The sequence below is a fragment of the Tepidibacillus fermentans genome (assembly GCF_004342885.1).
GTDB classification, from domain to species: domain Bacteria; phylum Bacillota; class Bacilli; order Tepidibacillales; family Tepidibacillaceae; genus Tepidibacillus; species Tepidibacillus fermentans.
Genome location: NZ_SMAB01000017.1, coordinates 1 through 17,831, shown reverse-complemented (window position 1 = coordinate 17,831; position 17,831 = coordinate 1). Strand labels below are relative to the sequence as shown.

Below are 17,831 nucleotides of genomic sequence, written 5' to 3'. Positions count from 1 at the left end.
ATCACCACCCATACTTTGTTTTTTTAGCAGCTTCGTAATAGTCTATCACTTTGTTTTTGTCTTGCTTTTGCTTTGCATTGTAGTTTATCCATTCTTCTAGCTTGCTTGCATTCCGGCAAACGAACGTTATGTCTGCATAGAATTTGTTTCTGTCATTTTCTCCGCAATGGAATGATGATTGTCTTATATTACGAATTGCTGTTTTTATTTGTTCAACTGTATATCCTTCTTTCAACCTAGCTTCTATCTTCGCTTTTCTTTCTTTTGTTAGACTATATGTTTTAAAGAATCCTTCGAAAGTTTCTAAATAAAAGTCAAAAACTTGCTGAACTTGTTCAGCATATATATTTTTTATATTCTTATCATTCTTACTATCATTCTTACTATTATTCTTGTTAGTTGTTAGATTTTTGCTAGCTCTTTGTTGGTTCTTTGTTAGTTCTTTGTTAGTTTCTTTGTTAGTTTCTTTGTTAATTAAAACATCACCATTTTTACAAACTGTTGATTTTATAGGATTTGTCGTATCTAATATGTTTGTTAATTCGTTTGTTGATTTGCTTGTTGAAATTTGACCTATTTTTGATTTTTGATGTTTATTTTCCTCATTTATCTTTGTTAGCTCTTTGTTAGTTTCTTTGTTAGTTATGTCCTCTCCAGATTGGTAAAACTCCCAATTTACAATGGTTATAAGTCTTCCTTCCTTTGTTGATTCGTTTGTTAGAAAGCCCCACGTTTCTAATTTTTTTAGTGCAGTTCTTATATTTTGGATTGTTACATCTGAAGCACAATGTTTTTTTAAACTTTCAAGAGATGTTACAAATTGACCAGACTTTACGGAATAAATTTCTCCTTTATATTCCCATTTTGATTCATTATGATTCGCTAAAAGTAAACATGTAATCATAACATCTCTTTGTTTGCTATTTAATTTTTGATACATTTCACTATCAAGAATTTTCCTGTATAATTTAATCCAACCATGCAATTTAAACACCGCTTTCGCTGGGTATAAATATGTTTTTTAGAGAAAGGCTCTTATTGAGCCTCTTCCCCTTCAACTTCAACAGATTGCTCTTCAATTTCTGTGCTTATATCAATCACATCATCAACGAACTCAGGTTCACTCGTAACATCTTTTCTAATCACTTCATCCTGTGCGGCCGCCTGCTGAATCTCGATGCTGATGGGTAGATATTTCCACATATGTCTTACTACCGTCTTTTTAGCCATTTCCTCATAGTCCGTTACCCATGGTCCTCCATTAGCTGTTTTACTGCGATTACGACGTTTCTCGATCTCTTCTTTCGGCATGAATTCGAATTGATAGCCACCGTCTTTGAAATGAGCAACTGCATAGGCGCCGATAAATTCACCACGATCTGTCATGGCTGGCTTATGAACAAGCTTCGGATGTAAGCCGTACTCATATTCGAACGTGTCGTTTTCATAAACCGCATGAGCATAAATGCTTTCGATGTTTCCCGATCTGCGGGCTAAGTCAATCATTCCTTTATAACCAATGATAAATTGGACTTCTGTCTGACCTGTTTTTCCGTTCTTGAAAGGTACCAGATAACAATGTCCAACAAGTCCAGGTTCAAGCCCTAACTGTGCAGCTTGCATAATAGCGCCTAGAAGTGAAGGAACAGACGCTTCTAACAGTTTTGGGTTTGTTCTGATTGTTGTAAGTGCGATTCTAGTCATGCGATCAATATCCATGTGCTTAGGTAAAACTTCCGCAAATCTTGGAGCCATTTTCTTCATATAAGCTGCAATCGTCTGTTCAGGTGTTGGAGTAGGAGCTTGTCCGTTTGCTCTGTTAGCTAATTGAGTTTTTACTTTTTCATTTGTTGCCATACCTTACGCCTCCCTTTTTATTGAAAATCTACGATATGATGATTCTTTAACATATTGTTTGTATAAATCAGGATGTTCTTTTTTGAATCTTGTACTATCAAATTTTGATGAGTTAATAGTCTTCCAAGTTACAATATGGTTAGAAGCAATCCCTCGCTCAAAATCACCAAGTTTTGCCTTGATGCGATTCTCATATTCAGCTTTCTTTTCTTCTAATTGTTTTAACTCCTCATTCACTTGCTCTAATGCTGTAATAAGCGTATCTGCTTCGCTATCGAGCTCAATTTCAGAATCATGTTCAGCTTCTGGATATAATGCCTTGAGTAAATCAGAAGAAGCTTTGCTTCCGTCGAACATAGGAGGAATTCTTTTAACTACGTGATTATCCCAGAAGTCTTTTTCGATATTAATTAGATACTGAATTATCTCCTCATCTCGCTCAATTTTCTTGTAGATGAATTTGTTGCCTCCGATGAGAACTGCAATCCACCAGGAATCAAAACCAGTCACGGCCATGTAATGCTGGCATTGAATGAGATATGACGCCGGAATATCATCGTCTTTCCACTCATCCTTGAGGTATTCACTGGCCGTTTTGCATTCTAAACCTGCGTTTTCTCCAACTATGAGCCTGTCCACATTTGCAATCATGAATGGGTATTCTGGATGTTGAAGGATTGCATTCTTTCTTCTTACTTTTAAACCAGTCCGCTTTGAAAACTCCTGAGCTACAACATCTTCGAGTAATGTTCCAAAGTACGCTGCCTCACTAAATACTTCTTCTACTTCTACCATTCCAGTTTTCTCTAAGTAGACAGCCACTGGAGACTTCCATTTGTTCAGACCTGCAATCGCAGCAGCATCCGATCCACCAATTCCATTACGTCTTGCTTTGAGCCATTCTTCACGGCTCATTTCATTTGTCATTGCTAAAACACTTGCGTTCATTTTAATACCTCCAATTTTGCTTGACCGCAAATTAGATCATGCTTATTAACACAAGTTATATACCCTGTTTTTGTTCTAATTGCATAAAAATGAGGATATTCTTTTACGAGTGTTCCAGTTCTCCTTAGTAGCATATCTTTCTTTTCTCTAATACCAAGTAGATTAGCATCCAACCAAAACTCTACTTTCACTTCACTTTTCCCCTCCTCATTGATTTTCTTGAGGCTATCTAGTATCATAAAAGTGGTAGAATCTAGATAGCCTTTTTTGTTTTAAGCCGTTTTGCTATTGCCAGTAGCAGCGGCTTTTTCCATCTCAGCTTTGATTGCTGCTTTGAGATCTTTTGCTTTACCGCTAAAGATAAAAATCTTTCTCATTTCTTCACCACCTTTACATAGTTGAGAATCATATAGAGCTCATCTATTTGATCGTTTCTAGTCTCACGTAACGCTTGAAGTAGTTGCTTTTTCATCCTTATCCCCTCACGTAATGTCTTTCTTGTAACTTTTTGTAGTGTTCATGCCACAATTTAACCCAGCTAAATCCATACTCTTTTGTTAATACGGCCACTAGATGACTTGCGGCATAAATCGCATCAATAACCTGGAGTAGTGCTTTTCTAATTTTCTCTAACTCTGATTGATTAACTGAATTTGCTAGATTCACAACCGATATACCTCTTAATGCATCAATTGCTTCTTGTAGTTCTTCTTCTGTTTTTGTTTTGACGCTTGCCCTATGTAAATCAACATACTCACCATCAAGTTTTTTGACTGAAGTTCCTGCCGTATATTCATTTGCCACTTCCATGGCAAACCAAGGATCGTCGTATTTGTTGACGATTGCACTTGAAACATCAGATGGTATTTTCGCTCTCTCAGTTTCATATGCTGATATACTTTCACGGCTCACATTGAGATCAAACGAAAGTTTTAATTGCGACTCTTTACCTCTTACTTCTTTAAGTGCCTTACCAACACCCATTATTTCACCCCCTCTCATTACCACCCTGGGATGAACTCTAGATGTATTATTTACTTGTATCCCTCACCCGTTGGCTTGTCCATATACAGCTCCCTATTTGGAGCCTTTTTTTAAAACTATGACTTCCCCCAAGTCATTTTGGATTACAGAACGATCAATAACATAGTTATCATATTGTTTAAGTTGTTCTTCATATTGCTGCATGTTATCAGCAATGATGAAATGCTGTTTGTTGTCTTTCCAAACACGTGCTATATAAATCAATTCGATCACCACCTTTTTAAGCACTCAGATTAAATTCATGTGCGTGCTCTTGTATCCAATCTAAAAACTTCTGTGTTGGTATCTTGATGTGCGCCTTTTTACTATCACTTGTCCTGATCGCCGGGAATGTTGGATGCTTGGTGATCTCGTACATGGTTGTTGTTCCAACTTTCAGTATCTCTTTAGCTTCTTTCACAGTGATTACTGGAGGATATCCATTCGTTTGTTGAGCCTGTACTAAATCAGCTTTAAGTTCTTCTTTAATCTTGATTAGTTCTTCACGGATGATGGTACGCAGCATTGTTTCAAATGATTCCATAGTTTCACCTCCTAGGCGGTTGATTGATCATTAACTTCACGTATTGCGTAGCGACTAGGTAAAAAAATTTCTTCTTTCTTTTTCTTATAAAGTTTGGCAATTTGTTCAGCTCTTTCAGCACTTACTTGACGTAAACCGTTTTCTATCTGAGAAAGGTATCCTGCTGGTATTCCCAATTTCTTTGCTGCATCCTCAATACTTAAACCAGCAGATAAACGAGCTAATTTAGGTAAGCTATTCATAGTATTCACCCCTTTCAAACTACGCATAACGTGTTGTCTGATAATATAATACACCGCATTATGCAAAGTGTCAATGCGTTTTGCAAAGTTTTTGGTAAAATATTTAAAATTTGCGTTTTGCAAAGTATAATTGAAACTAGGAAAGGAGGGTCAACAGATGTTTGGGAAAAGATTGCGTGAACTTAGAAAACAAAAAAAACTAACTATGAAAGAGTTGGGTAATCTGTTTAATTTAGCTGAATCAACAATATCAGGCTATGAAAATGAAACAAGAAAACCAGATATGGAGATTATCAAACAATTCGCCGACTTTTTCGAAGTATCCGTTGATTACCTCCTTGGACGTACCAACGATCCATCTCCTTCCCTTCCTGAAGAATTGGAGGACCCTGAAATTAGCGTCTTCTTTAAAGATTACTTATCATCACCAAAGGAAAAACAAGAAGAATTGCGGAAAATATGGGAGATTATTAAAGTGCGTGAGGCTGGGAGAAAGCCTGGGGATAAGCAAAAATAAAGTATAATACATCGAAAGTAAAACAACTACCTACACGGAGTCGTTTTCGTGCTTTTAAGGAGAATGTCGAAATAAGTCAGTATTTGTTGAGCTTTGGCAATAGGACAAGTTTACGCTTGTCTTTGCATACATTCATATTTTATAAGGGGGTATTTATTAATGAAAATCTTTAAAAAATGGTGGTTCTGGGTGGTCGTTGTAGTGGTGGTTATCGCTGTTGCCAATAGCGGTGGTAATGATACATCTACACCAACAAAAGCACAACCAGACACACAAAAGCCCCAGAATAGTAATATATCTTCTCAAAAAATGGACGAAAAAACAAGAAAAGACCTTGCTGAATTAAAAACATACTTAAAAGACAATTTTACTGGCACATCTTGGTATAACTTAATCAAAGATGTTCAACTAATAAAAAATAAAAATGAAGAGTACTCTGTTGTTGTAAAATCATCTATTTATCATGATGATGAAGGGGAAAAGGCTGCTGAAAAGCTCTTTCCTGCATTTTTAGGTTGGGGAAATGATCAAACACGAGATGTAAAAGTTAGTGATGTTACTATTTTAGATAAAGATGGAAATGCTTTAATACGAAAAGACAATCCAATTCAAAAGTAAGATATTACACTAAAAAAAACGGCATCTGAAAAAGGTGCCGTTTTAACAAAATGTTGCCAAACCATTTCTGTCATTTTATATAATTAGTGACGGAGATTTTTGACAGGGGGTGAAAATTTTGCATATCAGAAAAGCAGTAATTGATCGATTCGAGGATAATCTTGCTGTGATTGAATGGATCGATACGAAAGAAACACAAGACATAGAGCGTTCAAATCTACCTAATGAAGCTAAAATTGGTGATGTCGTTTATCTTAAAGAAGACCAATGGGTCATTGATTTCGATGAAACTAAAGAGAGAGAAATAAAAATCAAAAAGTTAATGGATGAATTATGGGAGGATTAAGTTTATGGGGTATATTGTGGCTTTATTAATATTAATTGCTCTTCCCTACTACGTTTATCTTGAAGCACAAAAAAGAGGGATGAATTCAATACTTTGGTTTGTCGGGTCTATTTTATTTCCTATTATTGTACCAATTGTATTCTTTATAACTAAAAGAAAGATTTCTGTTTCTCAAAGTGCTAATTACATACCACCAGGGTTTCGATCTAAAAAGTTATGGAAAATGGGAGTTGCAGGATTTGCTTATTTAATACTAGTATCTGCTGTATTTGCTGCTGGAAGAGCTCCATCTATTCCAACATCTGAAAAAACAAGTACCGTTGAGAAACAAGAAACAACAAATACTCAGGTTGTCAAATCTATACAAACTAATCAAAATCAAGCAACAACTACTAATACAAGTAATGGTACACCTGTATCAAATGAGCCGACAACTACAACAAACGAACCTACTCCAACTGGAAAGCTTGAGGTTCGTTTTCTAAATGTTGGTCAAGGTGATGCAACTCTTGTGAAGTTCCCTTCTGGCAAGGTAATGCTTGTAGACGGCGGAAATAATCAGTATGGACAAGCTGTTGTAAATTATATAAAAGATGCTGGTGTAAAATCGATAGATATTATGGTTGCTACTCATCCGGATGCCGATCATATTGGTGGTCTTGATGTAGTACTTCAAAATTTTGTAGTTAAAAAATTTTATGCTCCAAAGGTTGCAAATAATACCAAGTCTTATGAGGATATGCTTCTAGCTGTTAAAAATGAGGGAATTGGAATTTCCTCAGCTACTGCGGGAGTAAAATTAGACGTTGGGGCTGGAGCGACTGCTGAAATGGTTGGCCCAATTAAGAATTACGGTTCTAGTGACATGAATAATAACAGTGCTGTCATTAGAATCGTTCATGGTTCAACATCATTCCTTCTTACAGGTGATGCAGAAATTGAATCTGAATCAGATATGATTGCTTCTGGAAAGACATTAAAATCTACCGTATTAAAAGTGGGCCACCATGGTTCAAAATCATCTACTAGTCTCTCATTTTTAAATGCTGTTTCACCAAGCTATGCCGTGATTAGCGTTGGCCATAATAATTATGGACATCCTACGACAGAAATATTAAATAGGTTGAGTAGTAAAGGTATAAAAATATTTAGAACGGATAAGCAAGGTACTATTATTGCTACAAGTAATGGTTCAAAGGTAGTGTTTAATTCAAACCCTATGTCTTACGCTCCAACTAAGGTCACAACGACCACAAGCAAGCCAAAATCGACTACAACAAATAAGACGGATACAAAAACCACGACATCTAGTGGTGATTGTTCAAAGCCATTAATTAAAGGGAATATAAGCTCAAGTGGAGAAAAGATATACCATGTTCCAGGCGGAGCTTATTATGATAGAACAATTGCAGAGGAAATGTTCTGTACTGAAGAACAAGCTATAAAAGCAGGTTATAGAAAATCAAAGAGATAAAATTTTTAAATTAATTAGCCAACTTTTGGCTTTTTGTTTTATAATAAATACGAACATATTTTCTTATATAGCTCTTTTAAGAGCTTTTCTTTAACACTAAAAACAGAACAAATGTTTGTGTAAGGGGGAGTAAAAATTGTACAACTATAAGTTAACACCGTTAGAAAATTGGATCAAAGAATTTTATCAGCAATTGGGTATTACGGAGCCGTATCAATTAGATTTGAACGATATTGCAGCAAAGTTAAACATTTGGCTTTACTTTGAAGAAATGAGCAGTAGAGCGTTTGAGAGAAAAGGAATGGCTAGTATCATTATTGATCGTCGCCTGTCCCCTGCTGAGCAATGGGAAGATTTCGGCCACGAGATGGCTCATATATTACGACAATGCGGAAATCAGATAATATTGCCAGACTCCTTTGTTCAATTTCAAGAAATGAGAGCTGATAACTTCGCATTAGAATTCTGCATCCCTACTTTTATGCTATTGAAGCTTGATTTACCTAATACCAGCAAAAAAATCATTGAATTTATAATGGATAACTTTAACGTTACCGAACGATTTGCTAAAAGAAAATTGGACAAGTTTCAAAGAAATCTATATCAAGCACAAATCGATGCTAAATTTCAAGCAAGTATAGATTATGAACGATCATTATTAAATAATCATCAAGCGGATTTTACCGAGGTGCGGGAAAACAAGATTTATTTTTACCAAAAAGGAGCAGGAATCAAAAGTATAATTACCACAAGGGAGCTGGTCGAATGTTAGTAGAAATTCGTTCAGAGATTTCATCATTAACTAAGCGGAGCTTATATGATGCTCACGAGTTAGGAATGGTTGAAGTAAATTATCCCATCAACGTGGATTATGCTCTTTTGATTGACGATATTGGCTTAAATTCGCTCGGGATTGATCAAGGAGATATTTTACTCATTGAGAAAGCAAGATGGGTTACATCCCCTGTTCAGCTCGTCGTAGCTGTTATCGATGATGAGATGATCGCTAGAGTATTTACACAGCACAAAGATGAATCAATACATTTACTTGCTGATAATGTTGATGATATTGTGGTTTATCCGGATGACATAAAGATAATCGGGCTTAGTTTATATGTTATAAAGCCTGATACTGGCGGGATTAAACCGATCAATGCGGAAGATATGCTATTAAAGAGATAAAAGTAACAAGAATCAAGGGGGAGAACATTATGAAAGGACATGTGAGAAAGCGCGGATCCAAGTGGGTTTTTGTTATTGATGTTGGAAGAGATGAAAAAACGGGCAAGAGGATCCGAAAATGGTTTTCAGGATTCAATACAAAAAAAGAAGCTGAAAAAGCCATGGCACAGAAAATTCACGAATTGAACATGGGTACTTATGTTGAGCCTTCTAAGTTAACTCTTGGGGATTACCTTTATCAATGGTTAGAGAATTACGCAAAGGTAAATACCGCTCCAAGGACTTACGAAGGTTATGAAATGATCATTAAAAAACATATTATCCCATCACTAGGCCACATTACATTAGATAATCTTAAACCTCTGCATATTCAGAGATATTATTCAGATAAACTTTCTCACGGAAGAACTGATGGTACTGGAGGTTTATCTGCCCAAACCGTCCTGCATCATCACAGAGTTCTAAAGGAAGCATTAGAACAAGCTGTGAAGTGGCAACTGATTGTTCGGAATGTTGCTGATGCCGTTGAACCTCCCAGACCAAAAAAAGTTCAAATGGTTACTTTAAACAAACAAGAAATATCAAAATTACTTGAAACAGCTAAAGACTCTCCCTTTTTCCCTATTATTTTTACTGCTATTTATACCGGTATGCGTAGAGGTGAAATCCTTGGTCTTAGATGGAGAGATATTAACTTTCATAACAGAGTAATATCTGTTAGACAAACACTCCAAGCAGTGAAAGGTAAAGGGTTAATCTTTAAAGAACCTAAAAATGGGAAAGAAAGGACCGTTTCTATTCCTGATTCTTTAATCGATCTTTTAAAAAAACAAAAAATAAAGCAAAATGAAAATAAACTTCGTTTTGGACCTGCTTATAACGATTTTGATTTGGTATTTGCTCAACCTAACGGAAATCCATTTCAGCCGTCTGAGCTATCAAGAGGTTTTAATAAAATAATAAAAAAAGCAGAAATAACTCCTATTCGTTTTCACGATTTAAGACACACTCATGCGACTCTATTGTTAGAGCAAGGTGTTCATCCTAAGATCGTATCTGAAAGACTTGGGCATTCCTCGATAAACATCACATTAGATACTTATTCTCATGTTCTTCCTAATATGCAGGAAGAAGCTGCTAATAAGTTTGATGATTTAATAAAGAAATCAAAAATTTAATTTAAAAAACACTTTAGCGAGATAAAGGGTTGCAATTCGGTTGCAAATCCTCTTTTTTTACTTCTCGTTTTTAATTAGTCCTTTCTTTTTTAGCACAAAAAAACAACCACAAACCCTTGTGGTTGTTGCCTTTTTAAGTATTGGCGGGAGTGGATAGGAATCGAACCTACCAGCGACATCACGTGCCGCCCACTCGGTTTTGAAGACCGGGAAGAGCACCAGCTACTCAACCACTCCCAAAAATGACATAAAGTATTTTATCATGTTTAAATATGAAAATCAAGAAAAGGAATATTCAGGTACATCTTCTCTTAATGATGTTCTGTAAAAGCCGTGAACTCTTACCAGTAGGGATTTAAAAATGACCCAAGTCCAATACTGAGGTCATCTTTATGCGTCTAAATGATGAGATTTTATACAATCAAGATCCTATTTCTTCAACAAATATACTCGTGCTTCATATGGCCGGAGAATGATTGATTGAATAATTTCATCTTCTTTAACATCATAATTGCTAATCAGTAAGGAATGCTTTTCATACGTAATATTGTTTGGCAATTCGAAAACAGGTGTATCACTTGTAAAATTACAGATAATAAGTAGTATTTCGTCATCTAATGTACGAGTAAAAGCATAAATCTGTTCATGATCATCAAGGATCAAATCATATAAGCCATATACAATAATTTCGTGCTCTTTTCTTAGCTGAATCAATTTTTTATAGTAATAAAAGATGGAGTTATGATCGTTTAACACTTCTTCCACATTTATTTCTTTATAGTTTGGGTTGACTTGAATCCATGGGGTACCTGTCGTAAAACCTCCATTTGCCTCATTAGACCATTGCATAGGAGTTCGAGCATTATCACGGCTACGTTGATAGATAGCAGCCATCATTTCCTCATGAGAGAGATTTCCGCTATCAACAAGATCTCTATATGCATTAAGGGTTTCAATATCTCGATAATCATCTAAGTTTTGAAATTGAACGTTCGTCATGCCAATTTCCTCTCCTTGATAAATATATGGTGTCCCTTGATGCAAATGTAAACACGTAGCAAGCATTTTTGCTGTCTCCACCCGATATTCCTTATCATTCCCAAACCTTGAAACGGCACGAGGCTGATCATGATTACTCCAATACAAACTATTCCAGCCATCATCTGCAAGACCATATTGCCAATGAGCAAATATTTTCTTTAAATCTGTTAGTTTCCACTCACCCGGAGACCACTTTCCATAGATCCCATCACCTAAGCCAACATGCTTGAAATGGAAAACCATCTGTAATTCATTTTGGGATTCACCTGTGTATAATTTTGCTTCTTCCACATCAACGCCAGGCATTTCTCCTACAGTGATAATATCGTATTTTGATAACACTTCCCGGTTCATTTCTTGAAGGTAATCATGGATTTTTGGACCATTCATATAATACGGACTACCATCGCCATATTTATGTCCCGGTTTCATTTCCCCATTAGGAAGGCGTTCTACTTTTGAAATAAAATTAATGACATCCATACGAAAGCCGTCTACACCTTTATCTAGCCACCATCTCATCATTTTATAAATCTCTTGTCGAAGCACAGGATTTTCCCAATTTAAATCAGGCTGCTTTTTACTGAATAAATGAAGATAATATTCTCCAGTCTTTTCATCATATTCCCATGCTGAACCACCAAATGCTGATCCCCAATTATTAGGTGGTTCACCATTTACTTTGCCTGGCCGCCAAATGTAATAATCACGGTACGGATTATTTTCCTTTGATTCTCTTGATTTAATAAACCAAATATGTTCATCAGAGGTATGGTTTACAACTAAATCCATCATAATTTTAATTCCACGCTTATGTGCTTCAGTCAACATTTCAGCAAAATCATCTAGTGTACCAAATTCTTTCATTATATCTTGATAGTCACTAATATCATATCCATTATCGTCATTTGGCGATTGGTAGACTGGCGAAAGCCAAATCACATCAATTCCTAATTCTTTTAGGTAATCAAGCTTAGAGGTAATTCCTCTTAGATCACCAATCCCATCTCCATTGCTATCCATAAAGCTGCGAGGATATACTTGATACACTACTGCTTCTTTCCACCACGTTTTTTCCATAATTTTCCCTTCTAAGACTTACATTTCTATATTAATTTCATTCAATAATATTGGTGTGATTACAAACGTACTTCTATTTAATTTTCTGTTTTCAATTTGAGATATTGGCATAATCCCTAACAATGAACTAGTCAAAAAAGCTTCATCACATGTTTCTAGGAAATTATTTGGAATCGTATCAATGATTACATTAAATCCTAGTTTTTTTGCAATATTTATTATTTTATTACGAGTCACGCCTTCTAATAAACCACAAGAAGTTTTTGGTGTATAGATGTTGCCATTACAAACTAAAAAAATATTACTTCTTGTTCCCTCAGTAATAGCTCCAATCTCGTTAAGAAAAATAACTTCATCATAACCTTTACGTTGAGCTTTTTCTAATTCTAATTTATTCAGAAGATAATTTGTTGTCTTATGGTAAAGTAATGGATTAGAACGATGTCTTATAACACTTGACCGACTAATCTTAAAACCTCTCTCATAATCTTCTTTTTGATATGGAAAATGATTCGCAGAAATAATAATATCAGCTGGTTCGTTTTTAGTGGATTGAATAACAGTAATACGTAAAGCAACTTTCTTTTCATCAATATGCTTGATAAAATATTCCACTTGTGAAATTAATTCTTGTTTTGAAATTTCAACATAAAGATTAAAAAACTTTAAAGAAAAAAATAAGCGATCGATATGAGAATTTAAATCGATTGCCTTTTTATGATAAACGGTTAATGTTTCAAAAATACCTGTTCCTAAAATAACATTACTTGAAAAAAGGGAACTATTATTATTCATCATTTGACCATTATATAGAATCATACCTTTTCCCCCTTTTCATCTTCTACGATTTAAGAACCTCAAAGAGAGCCTTTCCCTTTGCTAGACTCTCATCATATTCCTTTACAGGATCAGAATCCCACACAATTCCACCACCTACTTGAAAATGTGCAGTCCCATCTTTAATCACAATGGTTCGAATCGCTATATTTAGATCGGTATTTCCTCTAAAATCGATATATCCAATCGATCCAGTGTAAACATTTCTTTTTGTAGGCTCTAACTCATCAATAATCTCCATCGCTCGAATTTTTGGTGCTCCAGTAATCGATCCTCCCGGAAAGGTAGCTTGAATTAGATCAACAACATCGTACCCATCATCTAAAACAGCTCTGATCGTTGAAACTAAGTGGTAAACGGTTGTATATTCTTCAACTTTAAATAAATCTAAGACTTCAACTGTCCCTGTTTTCGCAACTTTACCAAGATCATTTCGTTCTAAATCGACAATCATCAAAAGTTCTGCCTTATCTTTTTCACTATTTTCTAATATACTTTTGTTTTTTGCATCCTCTGCTGGTGTTAATCCTCTTGAAATCGTTCCTTTTATAGGTCTTGTTTCAATTACACGATCTACTAGCTTGATAAATCTCTCAGGTGAACTAGAAAGAATATAGCTGTCCCCTATATCAAGATAAGCTGCAAATGGTGCAGGATTTTTTTCCCTTAATTGAAGATAAAGCTGGACAGGATCTTCTTTAAATGTTGCAGAAAAGCGTTGTGTAAAGTTAGCTTGGTATATATCTCCATTCTTAATATACTCTTTAATTTTTAATATACTTTCAAAATATTCTTGTTTACTCATGTTCCCTTTAAATGCGCTGTGATCTTTTTTTCTATCGGGATAAGGTGGAGTATCATGATAAAGATGCAAGTTCATTGACTGTTTTGTTTGTTTTATTTTCCTCTCCCACCATAAAATCCGTTCATTTTCATTTTCTCTAACACCACTATCAACAATAAATACCTTCTCATTGTAATGATCAAAGATAACTCCACCATCATAGAGTCCAAAAAACATATCTGGTATTTGAATATCATCAATTGTGTTCGTTGGAAGCTTTTCAATAAAATGAGCAAGGTCATAAGCAAGATAGCCAACCAATCCACCAACAAATGGAAACTTTGTATTATTTTTAACTTTATATTTAATAAGCATCTCCTTTAATATTTTAAAAGGATTACCTATTATTCTATCATGACCAGTTGGAAGATTAAGATCAGTTTGATTACCTATCGTTTTTAAATAGCCAAAAGGATTCGCCACAATGATAGAATAACGTCCTAATTCCTCAAAATTTTGATTACTATCAAGAAACATAGGATATTTTTCATTAGCTATTGCTTCAAATAAATCCACGCTTTTAATAGATATACTACATGGTTTGATAATCATTCTTTTTCGCCTCTCTAGTATGATACAAGAAATTTCTAAGCATATCTATGCCATGTTCCGTCAGAATGGCTTCAGGATGAAATTGTATCCCTTCGATTAACTTATATTTATGTCGTATACCCATAATTTCTCCTTCAGCAGTAGTTGAAGTAATGATTAAATCTTCAGGTAGTGATTTTTTATCCACAATTAATGAGTGATATCGTGTGACATTCAGAGGATTTTTGAGCCCTTTAAATACACCTTTACCATCATGAGTAATCGGATGAACTTTTCCATGTACTGGGGCTAAGGCATGAACAATCTTTGCACCAAATGCTTGAGCAATAATTTGATGACCTAAACAAATTCCCAAAATAGGAAATTCATCGGATAATTGCTCCACTACTGAAACAGAAATCCCTGCTTCGTTTGGCGTACATGGCCCCGGTGAAATCACTATCATTTCTGGATTCATCGTTCTAATTTGGTCAATGGTTAATGCATCATTACGATGAACTTCTACAAATTCCCCTAGTATTTTTAAGTACTGAACTAAATTAAAGGTAAAAGAATCATAATTATCAATCATTAATATCATTAGCACAACTCCCAGAGATTTAATAACTATTTAATTATATTTCCATTCCACAATGAAAACAAGAAAATGGCTTTGATATACCAATGTCTCCTTCATTTCTTCCAAGATCGTTTTAATTTTTCGATTCTGTTCACTTATTTTATCGTTTCTTGTTGAATCTCATGTAATAAATGTTTTCCACCATAACCTTAAACTAGGATGATAGGATGAAAAGTTTTTTAGGCTTTTGCCTAAATTAAATTTTTTTGTATCCTTTCTGGGTATTTCACCATACATTGATGATGTGATAGGCAATATACCAGAAGGAGGATTTAAAAAAAATGGAAAACTTGAATGTCAACCAAAATGAGGAACAATTAGAAGGGCTCACAACAGATGATTTCACTGATAGCGAACAAACTGCAGATTTAGATCAACAATTATATCCTTTTTATCCAGGATATGGCCAATATCCTTATGGTCAATATCCATGGTACGGTCAACAATATCCATGGTATGGCCAGTACCCATGGTATGGACGCAGACCAAGGAGAAGACCTTGGTGGTATAGTCAATACCCATGGTATGGTGGTTGGAATGTTCCATATACTCGTGAAGCTGAAGAAACTGATCTTCTTGATATAGATGATATGGATGAGTTTGAAGATGCTGATATCCAACAATTTGGTTTCTATCCATGGTTTGGATTTGGCTATCCTTTTTGGGGATTCGGTCCTTGGTGGAGATATCGCCCATGGTGGGGATTTCGTCCATGGGGACGTTGGTGGTGGTAAAACATAGATAAGTATAAATTAAGTTACTCATTGATGGGTGCTGATTCTTATGAGTCAGTACCTTTTTCATTTTTTAACGATATGAAAATTTTTGTTATAATAACTATATCATTTTTATATTCCATCGTGTTTTAGAAGGAGTTATACATATGAGGAAACACTATATTGTTGGTACAGCTGGTCATATCGACCATGGAAAAACTACTTTATCAACAGCTCTTACAGGGATCAACACAGACCGCTTAAAAGAAGAAAGAGAAAGAAATATATCAATCGAATTAGGTTTTGCTCCTTTTACATTACCCAATGGTGATCAGGTTTCATTAATCGATGTTCCTGGCCATGAAAAATTTATTCGTCATATGGTAGCTGGGGTTGTCGGAATCGATCTTGTTTTACTGATTATCGCTGCCGATGAAGGAATCATGCCGCAAACCAAAGAACATCTTCAAATTCTAGAACTCCTAGGAATCGAACATGGGATTATCGTTTTAACGAAAAAAGATCTTGTAGATGAAGATTTCATTGAATTAGTAAAAGAGGATATTAAAGAAATATTAAGAGGTACGATCTTAAAAAACGCACCTATTCTAGCAGTTTCAAGTACTACCCATGAAGGAATAGATGAATTAAAACTTCTCATCCAAGAGATGCTTAGCCAAATCCCAGAACGAACTTCAACTGGTTTCTTTCGTATGCCTATTGATCGTGTCTTTACATTAAAAGGAATTGGTACCGTTGTTACAGGAACCGTTTATTCAGGAACGATAGAAGTAGGACAAGAACTCGAAATTCAGCCCTCTAATCACAAAGTACGTGTACGAAGTCTCCAAGTTCACTCCCAAAGTGTTGATAAAGCTTTCGCTGGTCAGCGGGTTGCGATCAATCTAACAGGGATCGAAGTAGAAGATTTACAAAGGGGAGATTCGGTAGTTACCCCTGGTCAATGGGAACCAAGTCAAAGAGTCGATGTGGAGTTACATCTTCTAAATGAAATCGATTTTGCACTAAAACAAAACAGTGAGGTCAAAATCCATATTGGTACGACTGAAGTGATGGGTACAGTTCTATTTTATGATCGTAAAGAAGCGCTACCAGGTGAAACAGTATATTGCCAGATTAAGCTAGAAGAACCCATTATCTCATCACGGAAAGAACGTTTTATCATTCGTCGTCCTTCTCCATCAACAACTATTGGTGGTGGATCGATTATCGATCCCAATGCAAAAAAACATAAATATCGTCAGGAAACGATTGATTTGTTAAAGCAAAAAAGCAAGGGAACCTTAGATGAACTCATTCTTCAACAATTACAATCAAGCTCACAAGTGTTTTTAACAATACAAGAACTATCAACCCTATTGATTCTTCCAAAAAACGAAATTGAAGTAGGGTTAAGTAAATTAACAAAACAGCTACAGATCATAGAATTTCAATCTGGAAGCCAAGACCCATTTTACGCTGCAAGAACTCAACTAGAAAAAATCGAAAAACAAATCGTTTCTACCTTAGAAACATATCATAAAACCTATCCATTACGCTTAGGATACCCAAAAGCTGAGTTCATGAAGCAATTTATGGAAAAATTGAAACCGAAAATGGCTCAAAACGTATTTGATTATTGGGGAGAGAAACGTTTACTTATGGTAAAAGAGGAGTTTGTTGCTTTGCCAACATTCAAACCACAATTACCTCCAACTCTTCAAGAGAAAGCAAATCAACTCGAGCAAAAATTGATCGAACAAGGTTTTACACCTGATTCCTGGGATGACTTGACTAAGGAAGTAAAGCTGAATGAAAAAGAAAAGAATGAACTATACAATTTCCTTTTAAATCAAGGGAAAATTTTGAAACTGACTGATAAAATGATCATTCATCAGCAAACTTTTGAAAAACTAAAAGCAATCATTATTGATTTTCTGCGCAAAGAACAACAGATCACGATTCAACAAGCAAAAGAACTCTTGAATGTGTCCAGAAAATATCTGGTACCTTTAATGGAACTGCTAGACCAAGAAAAAGTAACTGTCTTACGTCAAGGTCAAAATTACCGTGAATTACGAAAATAAATGCAAAGAAAAGGCACCTCATCGAGGTGCCTTCAGCTTGTAGACAAAGTCCCTAACTAGTGGCCAAATCTACAGGTTTTTTTGTATAATAGGGATAGAATTCTTGGTTAACGGGGGAAATTTAGG

21 protein-coding genes and 1 tRNA gene are annotated in these 17,831 nt (G+C 35.3%); 9 read left to right on the top strand and 13 right to left on the bottom strand.

Going from position 1 to position 17,831, the window contains the following annotated elements:
- Window position 1 precedes the first annotated feature (1 nt).
- The 8 genes from EDD72_RS09720 to EDD72_RS09690 all read right to left on the bottom strand — a co-directional run bounded on the left by EDD72_RS09720 (window position 2) and on the right by EDD72_RS09690 (window position 4,614).
- Window positions 2-985 (bottom strand): hypothetical protein, encoded by a 984-nt coding sequence (locus EDD72_RS09720; protein ID WP_132769797.1) that lies wholly within the window; start codon window positions 983-985, stop codon window positions 2-4.
- Between the two features lie 50 nt (window positions 986-1,035).
- Complete coding sequence (gene recT / locus EDD72_RS09715) at window positions 1,036-1,857, bottom strand: recombination protein RecT (protein ID WP_132769795.1); 822 nt, start codon at window positions 1,855-1,857, stop codon at window positions 1,036-1,038.
- Between the two features lie 3 nt (window positions 1,858-1,860).
- Entirely contained in the window at window positions 1,861-2,805 is a 945-nt protein-coding gene (locus EDD72_RS09710; protein ID WP_132769793.1) for a YqaJ viral recombinase family nuclease, read from the bottom strand.
- Window positions 2,802-2,996, bottom strand: a complete 195-nt coding sequence (locus EDD72_RS09705; RefSeq protein ID WP_132769791.1) for a hypothetical protein — start codon at window positions 2,994-2,996, stop codon at window positions 2,802-2,804. The genes EDD72_RS09710 and EDD72_RS09705 overlap by 4 nt, the downstream gene beginning before the upstream one ends.
- A 283-nt stretch (window positions 2,997-3,279) precedes the next feature.
- Window positions 3,280-3,789 (bottom strand): helix-turn-helix domain-containing protein, encoded by a 510-nt coding sequence (locus tag EDD72_RS09700; RefSeq protein WP_132769789.1) that lies wholly within the window; start codon window positions 3,787-3,789, stop codon window positions 3,280-3,282.
- Between the two features lie 93 nt (window positions 3,790-3,882).
- The gene (locus EDD72_RS12590; protein ID WP_165895042.1) at window positions 3,883-4,053 is read right to left on the bottom strand and encodes a hypothetical protein; all 171 of its coding nucleotides are present in this window, start codon (window positions 4,051-4,053) and stop codon (window positions 3,883-3,885) included.
- Window positions 4,054-4,069: 16 nt separating this feature from the next.
- On the bottom strand, window positions 4,070-4,372 hold the full coding sequence (locus tag EDD72_RS09695) for a helix-turn-helix domain-containing protein (protein WP_132769787.1): 303 nt from the start codon (window positions 4,370-4,372) through the stop codon (window positions 4,070-4,072).
- 11 nt (window positions 4,373-4,383) lie between these two features.
- Window positions 4,384-4,614: a helix-turn-helix transcriptional regulator gene (locus EDD72_RS09690; protein WP_132769785.1), complete on the bottom strand. Its 231-nt coding sequence runs from the start codon at window positions 4,612-4,614 to the stop codon at window positions 4,384-4,386.
- 157 nt (window positions 4,615-4,771) lie between these two features.
- On the opposite strand from EDD72_RS09690, the gene EDD72_RS09685 reads away from it, so the two are divergent.
- The 7 genes from EDD72_RS09685 to EDD72_RS09655 all read left to right on the top strand — a co-directional run bounded on the left by EDD72_RS09685 (window position 4,772) and on the right by EDD72_RS09655 (window position 9,929).
- Window positions 4,772-5,131, top strand: a complete 360-nt coding sequence (locus EDD72_RS09685) for a helix-turn-helix domain-containing protein (protein WP_132769783.1) — start codon at window positions 4,772-4,774, stop codon at window positions 5,129-5,131.
- A 159-nt stretch (window positions 5,132-5,290) separates the two neighbouring features.
- The gene (locus EDD72_RS09680) at window positions 5,291-5,749 is read left to right on the top strand and encodes a hypothetical protein (RefSeq protein ID WP_132769781.1); all 459 of its coding nucleotides are present in this window, start codon (window positions 5,291-5,293) and stop codon (window positions 5,747-5,749) included.
- A gap of 118 nt (window positions 5,750-5,867) precedes the next feature.
- Window positions 5,868-6,095 (top strand): DUF3006 domain-containing protein, encoded by a 228-nt coding sequence (locus tag EDD72_RS09675; RefSeq protein WP_165895041.1) that lies wholly within the window; start codon window positions 5,868-5,870, stop codon window positions 6,093-6,095.
- A gap of 4 nt (window positions 6,096-6,099) precedes the next feature.
- A complete protein-coding gene (locus EDD72_RS09670; protein WP_243643820.1) occupies window positions 6,100-7,569 on the top strand; it encodes a ComEC/Rec2 family competence protein in 1,470 nt (489 codons plus the stop codon).
- 136 nt (window positions 7,570-7,705) lie between these two features.
- Entirely contained in the window at window positions 7,706-8,341 is a 636-nt protein-coding gene (locus tag EDD72_RS09665; protein WP_132769777.1) for an ImmA/IrrE family metallo-endopeptidase, read from the top strand.
- Complete coding sequence (locus EDD72_RS09660; protein ID WP_132769775.1) at window positions 8,335-8,751, top strand: LexA family protein; 417 nt, start codon at window positions 8,335-8,337, stop codon at window positions 8,749-8,751. Before EDD72_RS09665 ends, EDD72_RS09660 begins: the two co-directional genes overlap by 7 nt.
- A gap of 29 nt (window positions 8,752-8,780) precedes the next feature.
- Complete coding sequence (locus EDD72_RS09655; protein WP_132769773.1) at window positions 8,781-9,929, top strand: site-specific integrase; 1,149 nt, start codon at window positions 8,781-8,783, stop codon at window positions 9,927-9,929.
- 141 nt (window positions 9,930-10,070) lie between these two features.
- Here EDD72_RS09655 and EDD72_RS09650 read toward each other — a convergent pair.
- The 5 genes from EDD72_RS09650 to EDD72_RS09630 all read right to left on the bottom strand — a co-directional run bounded on the left by EDD72_RS09650 (window position 10,071) and on the right by EDD72_RS09630 (window position 14,863).
- A tRNA-Sec gene (locus EDD72_RS09650) sits at window positions 10,071-10,167 on the bottom strand.
- A gap of 191 nt (window positions 10,168-10,358) precedes the next feature.
- A complete protein-coding gene (locus EDD72_RS09645; protein ID WP_132769771.1) occupies window positions 10,359-12,050 on the bottom strand; it encodes a glycoside hydrolase family 13 protein in 1,692 nt (563 codons plus the stop codon).
- An 18-nt stretch (window positions 12,051-12,068) separates the two neighbouring features.
- The gene (locus EDD72_RS09640; protein WP_132769769.1) at window positions 12,069-12,869 is read right to left on the bottom strand and encodes an aminotransferase class IV; all 801 of its coding nucleotides are present in this window, start codon (window positions 12,867-12,869) and stop codon (window positions 12,069-12,071) included.
- A 22-nt stretch (window positions 12,870-12,891) separates the two neighbouring features.
- Window positions 12,892-14,283: an aminodeoxychorismate synthase component I gene (pabB, locus tag EDD72_RS09635; protein WP_132769767.1), complete on the bottom strand. Its 1,392-nt coding sequence runs from the start codon at window positions 14,281-14,283 to the stop codon at window positions 12,892-12,894.
- The gene (locus EDD72_RS09630) at window positions 14,264-14,863 is read right to left on the bottom strand and encodes an anthranilate synthase component II (RefSeq protein WP_132769765.1); all 600 of its coding nucleotides are present in this window, start codon (window positions 14,861-14,863) and stop codon (window positions 14,264-14,266) included. The genes pabB and EDD72_RS09630 overlap by 20 nt, the downstream gene beginning before the upstream one ends.
- 320 nt (window positions 14,864-15,183) lie before the next feature.
- On the opposite strand from EDD72_RS09630, the gene EDD72_RS09625 reads away from it, so the two are divergent.
- Both EDD72_RS09625 and selB read left to right on the top strand, forming a co-directional pair.
- A complete protein-coding gene (locus EDD72_RS09625) occupies window positions 15,184-15,636 on the top strand; it encodes a hypothetical protein (protein ID WP_132769763.1) in 453 nt (150 codons plus the stop codon).
- A 149-nt stretch (window positions 15,637-15,785) separates the two neighbouring features.
- Window positions 15,786-17,705 (top strand): selenocysteine-specific translation elongation factor, encoded by a 1,920-nt coding sequence (selB, locus tag EDD72_RS09620; RefSeq protein WP_132769761.1) that lies wholly within the window; start codon window positions 15,786-15,788, stop codon window positions 17,703-17,705.
- Window positions 17,706-17,831 lie beyond the last annotated feature (126 nt).

Coding starts and splice junctions, on each gene's coding strand:
- EDD72_RS09625 (WP_132769763.1), top strand. CDS start 15,184: ATGGAAAACTTGAATGTCAACCAAAATGAGGAACAATTAGAAGGGCTC.
- EDD72_RS09685 (WP_132769783.1), top strand. CDS start 4,772: ATGTTTGGGAAAAGATTGCGTGAACTTAGAAAACAAAAAAAACTAACT.
- EDD72_RS09700 (WP_132769789.1), bottom strand. CDS start 3,789: ATGGGTGTTGGTAAGGCACTTAAAGAAGTAAGAGGTAAAGAGTCGCAA.
- selB (WP_132769761.1), top strand. CDS start 15,786: ATGAGGAAACACTATATTGTTGGTACAGCTGGTCATATCGACCATGGA.
- recT (WP_132769795.1), bottom strand. CDS start 1,857: ATGGCAACAAATGAAAAAGTAAAAACTCAATTAGCTAACAGAGCAAAC.
- EDD72_RS09640 (WP_132769769.1), bottom strand. CDS start 12,869: ATGATTCTATATAATGGTCAAATGATGAATAATAATAGTTCCCTTTTT.
- pabB (WP_132769767.1), bottom strand. CDS start 14,283: ATGATTATCAAACCATGTAGTATATCTATTAAAAGCGTGGATTTATTT.
- EDD72_RS09655 (WP_132769773.1), top strand. CDS start 8,781: ATGAAAGGACATGTGAGAAAGCGCGGATCCAAGTGGGTTTTTGTTATT.
- EDD72_RS09690 (WP_132769785.1), bottom strand. CDS start 4,614: ATGAATAGCTTACCTAAATTAGCTCGTTTATCTGCTGGTTTAAGTATT.
- EDD72_RS09710 (WP_132769793.1), bottom strand. CDS start 2,805: ATGAACGCAAGTGTTTTAGCAATGACAAATGAAATGAGCCGTGAAGAA.
- EDD72_RS09645 (WP_132769771.1), bottom strand. CDS start 12,050: ATGGAAAAAACGTGGTGGAAAGAAGCAGTAGTGTATCAAGTATATCCT.
- EDD72_RS09660 (WP_132769775.1), top strand. CDS start 8,335: ATGTTAGTAGAAATTCGTTCAGAGATTTCATCATTAACTAAGCGGAGC.
- EDD72_RS09670 (WP_243643820.1), top strand. CDS start 6,100: ATGGGGTATATTGTGGCTTTATTAATATTAATTGCTCTTCCCTACTAC.
- EDD72_RS09630 (WP_132769765.1), bottom strand. CDS start 14,863: ATGATATTAATGATTGATAATTATGATTCTTTTACCTTTAATTTAGTT.
- EDD72_RS09680 (WP_132769781.1), top strand. CDS start 5,291: ATGAAAATCTTTAAAAAATGGTGGTTCTGGGTGGTCGTTGTAGTGGTG.
- EDD72_RS09695 (WP_132769787.1), bottom strand. CDS start 4,372: ATGGAATCATTTGAAACAATGCTGCGTACCATCATCCGTGAAGAACTA.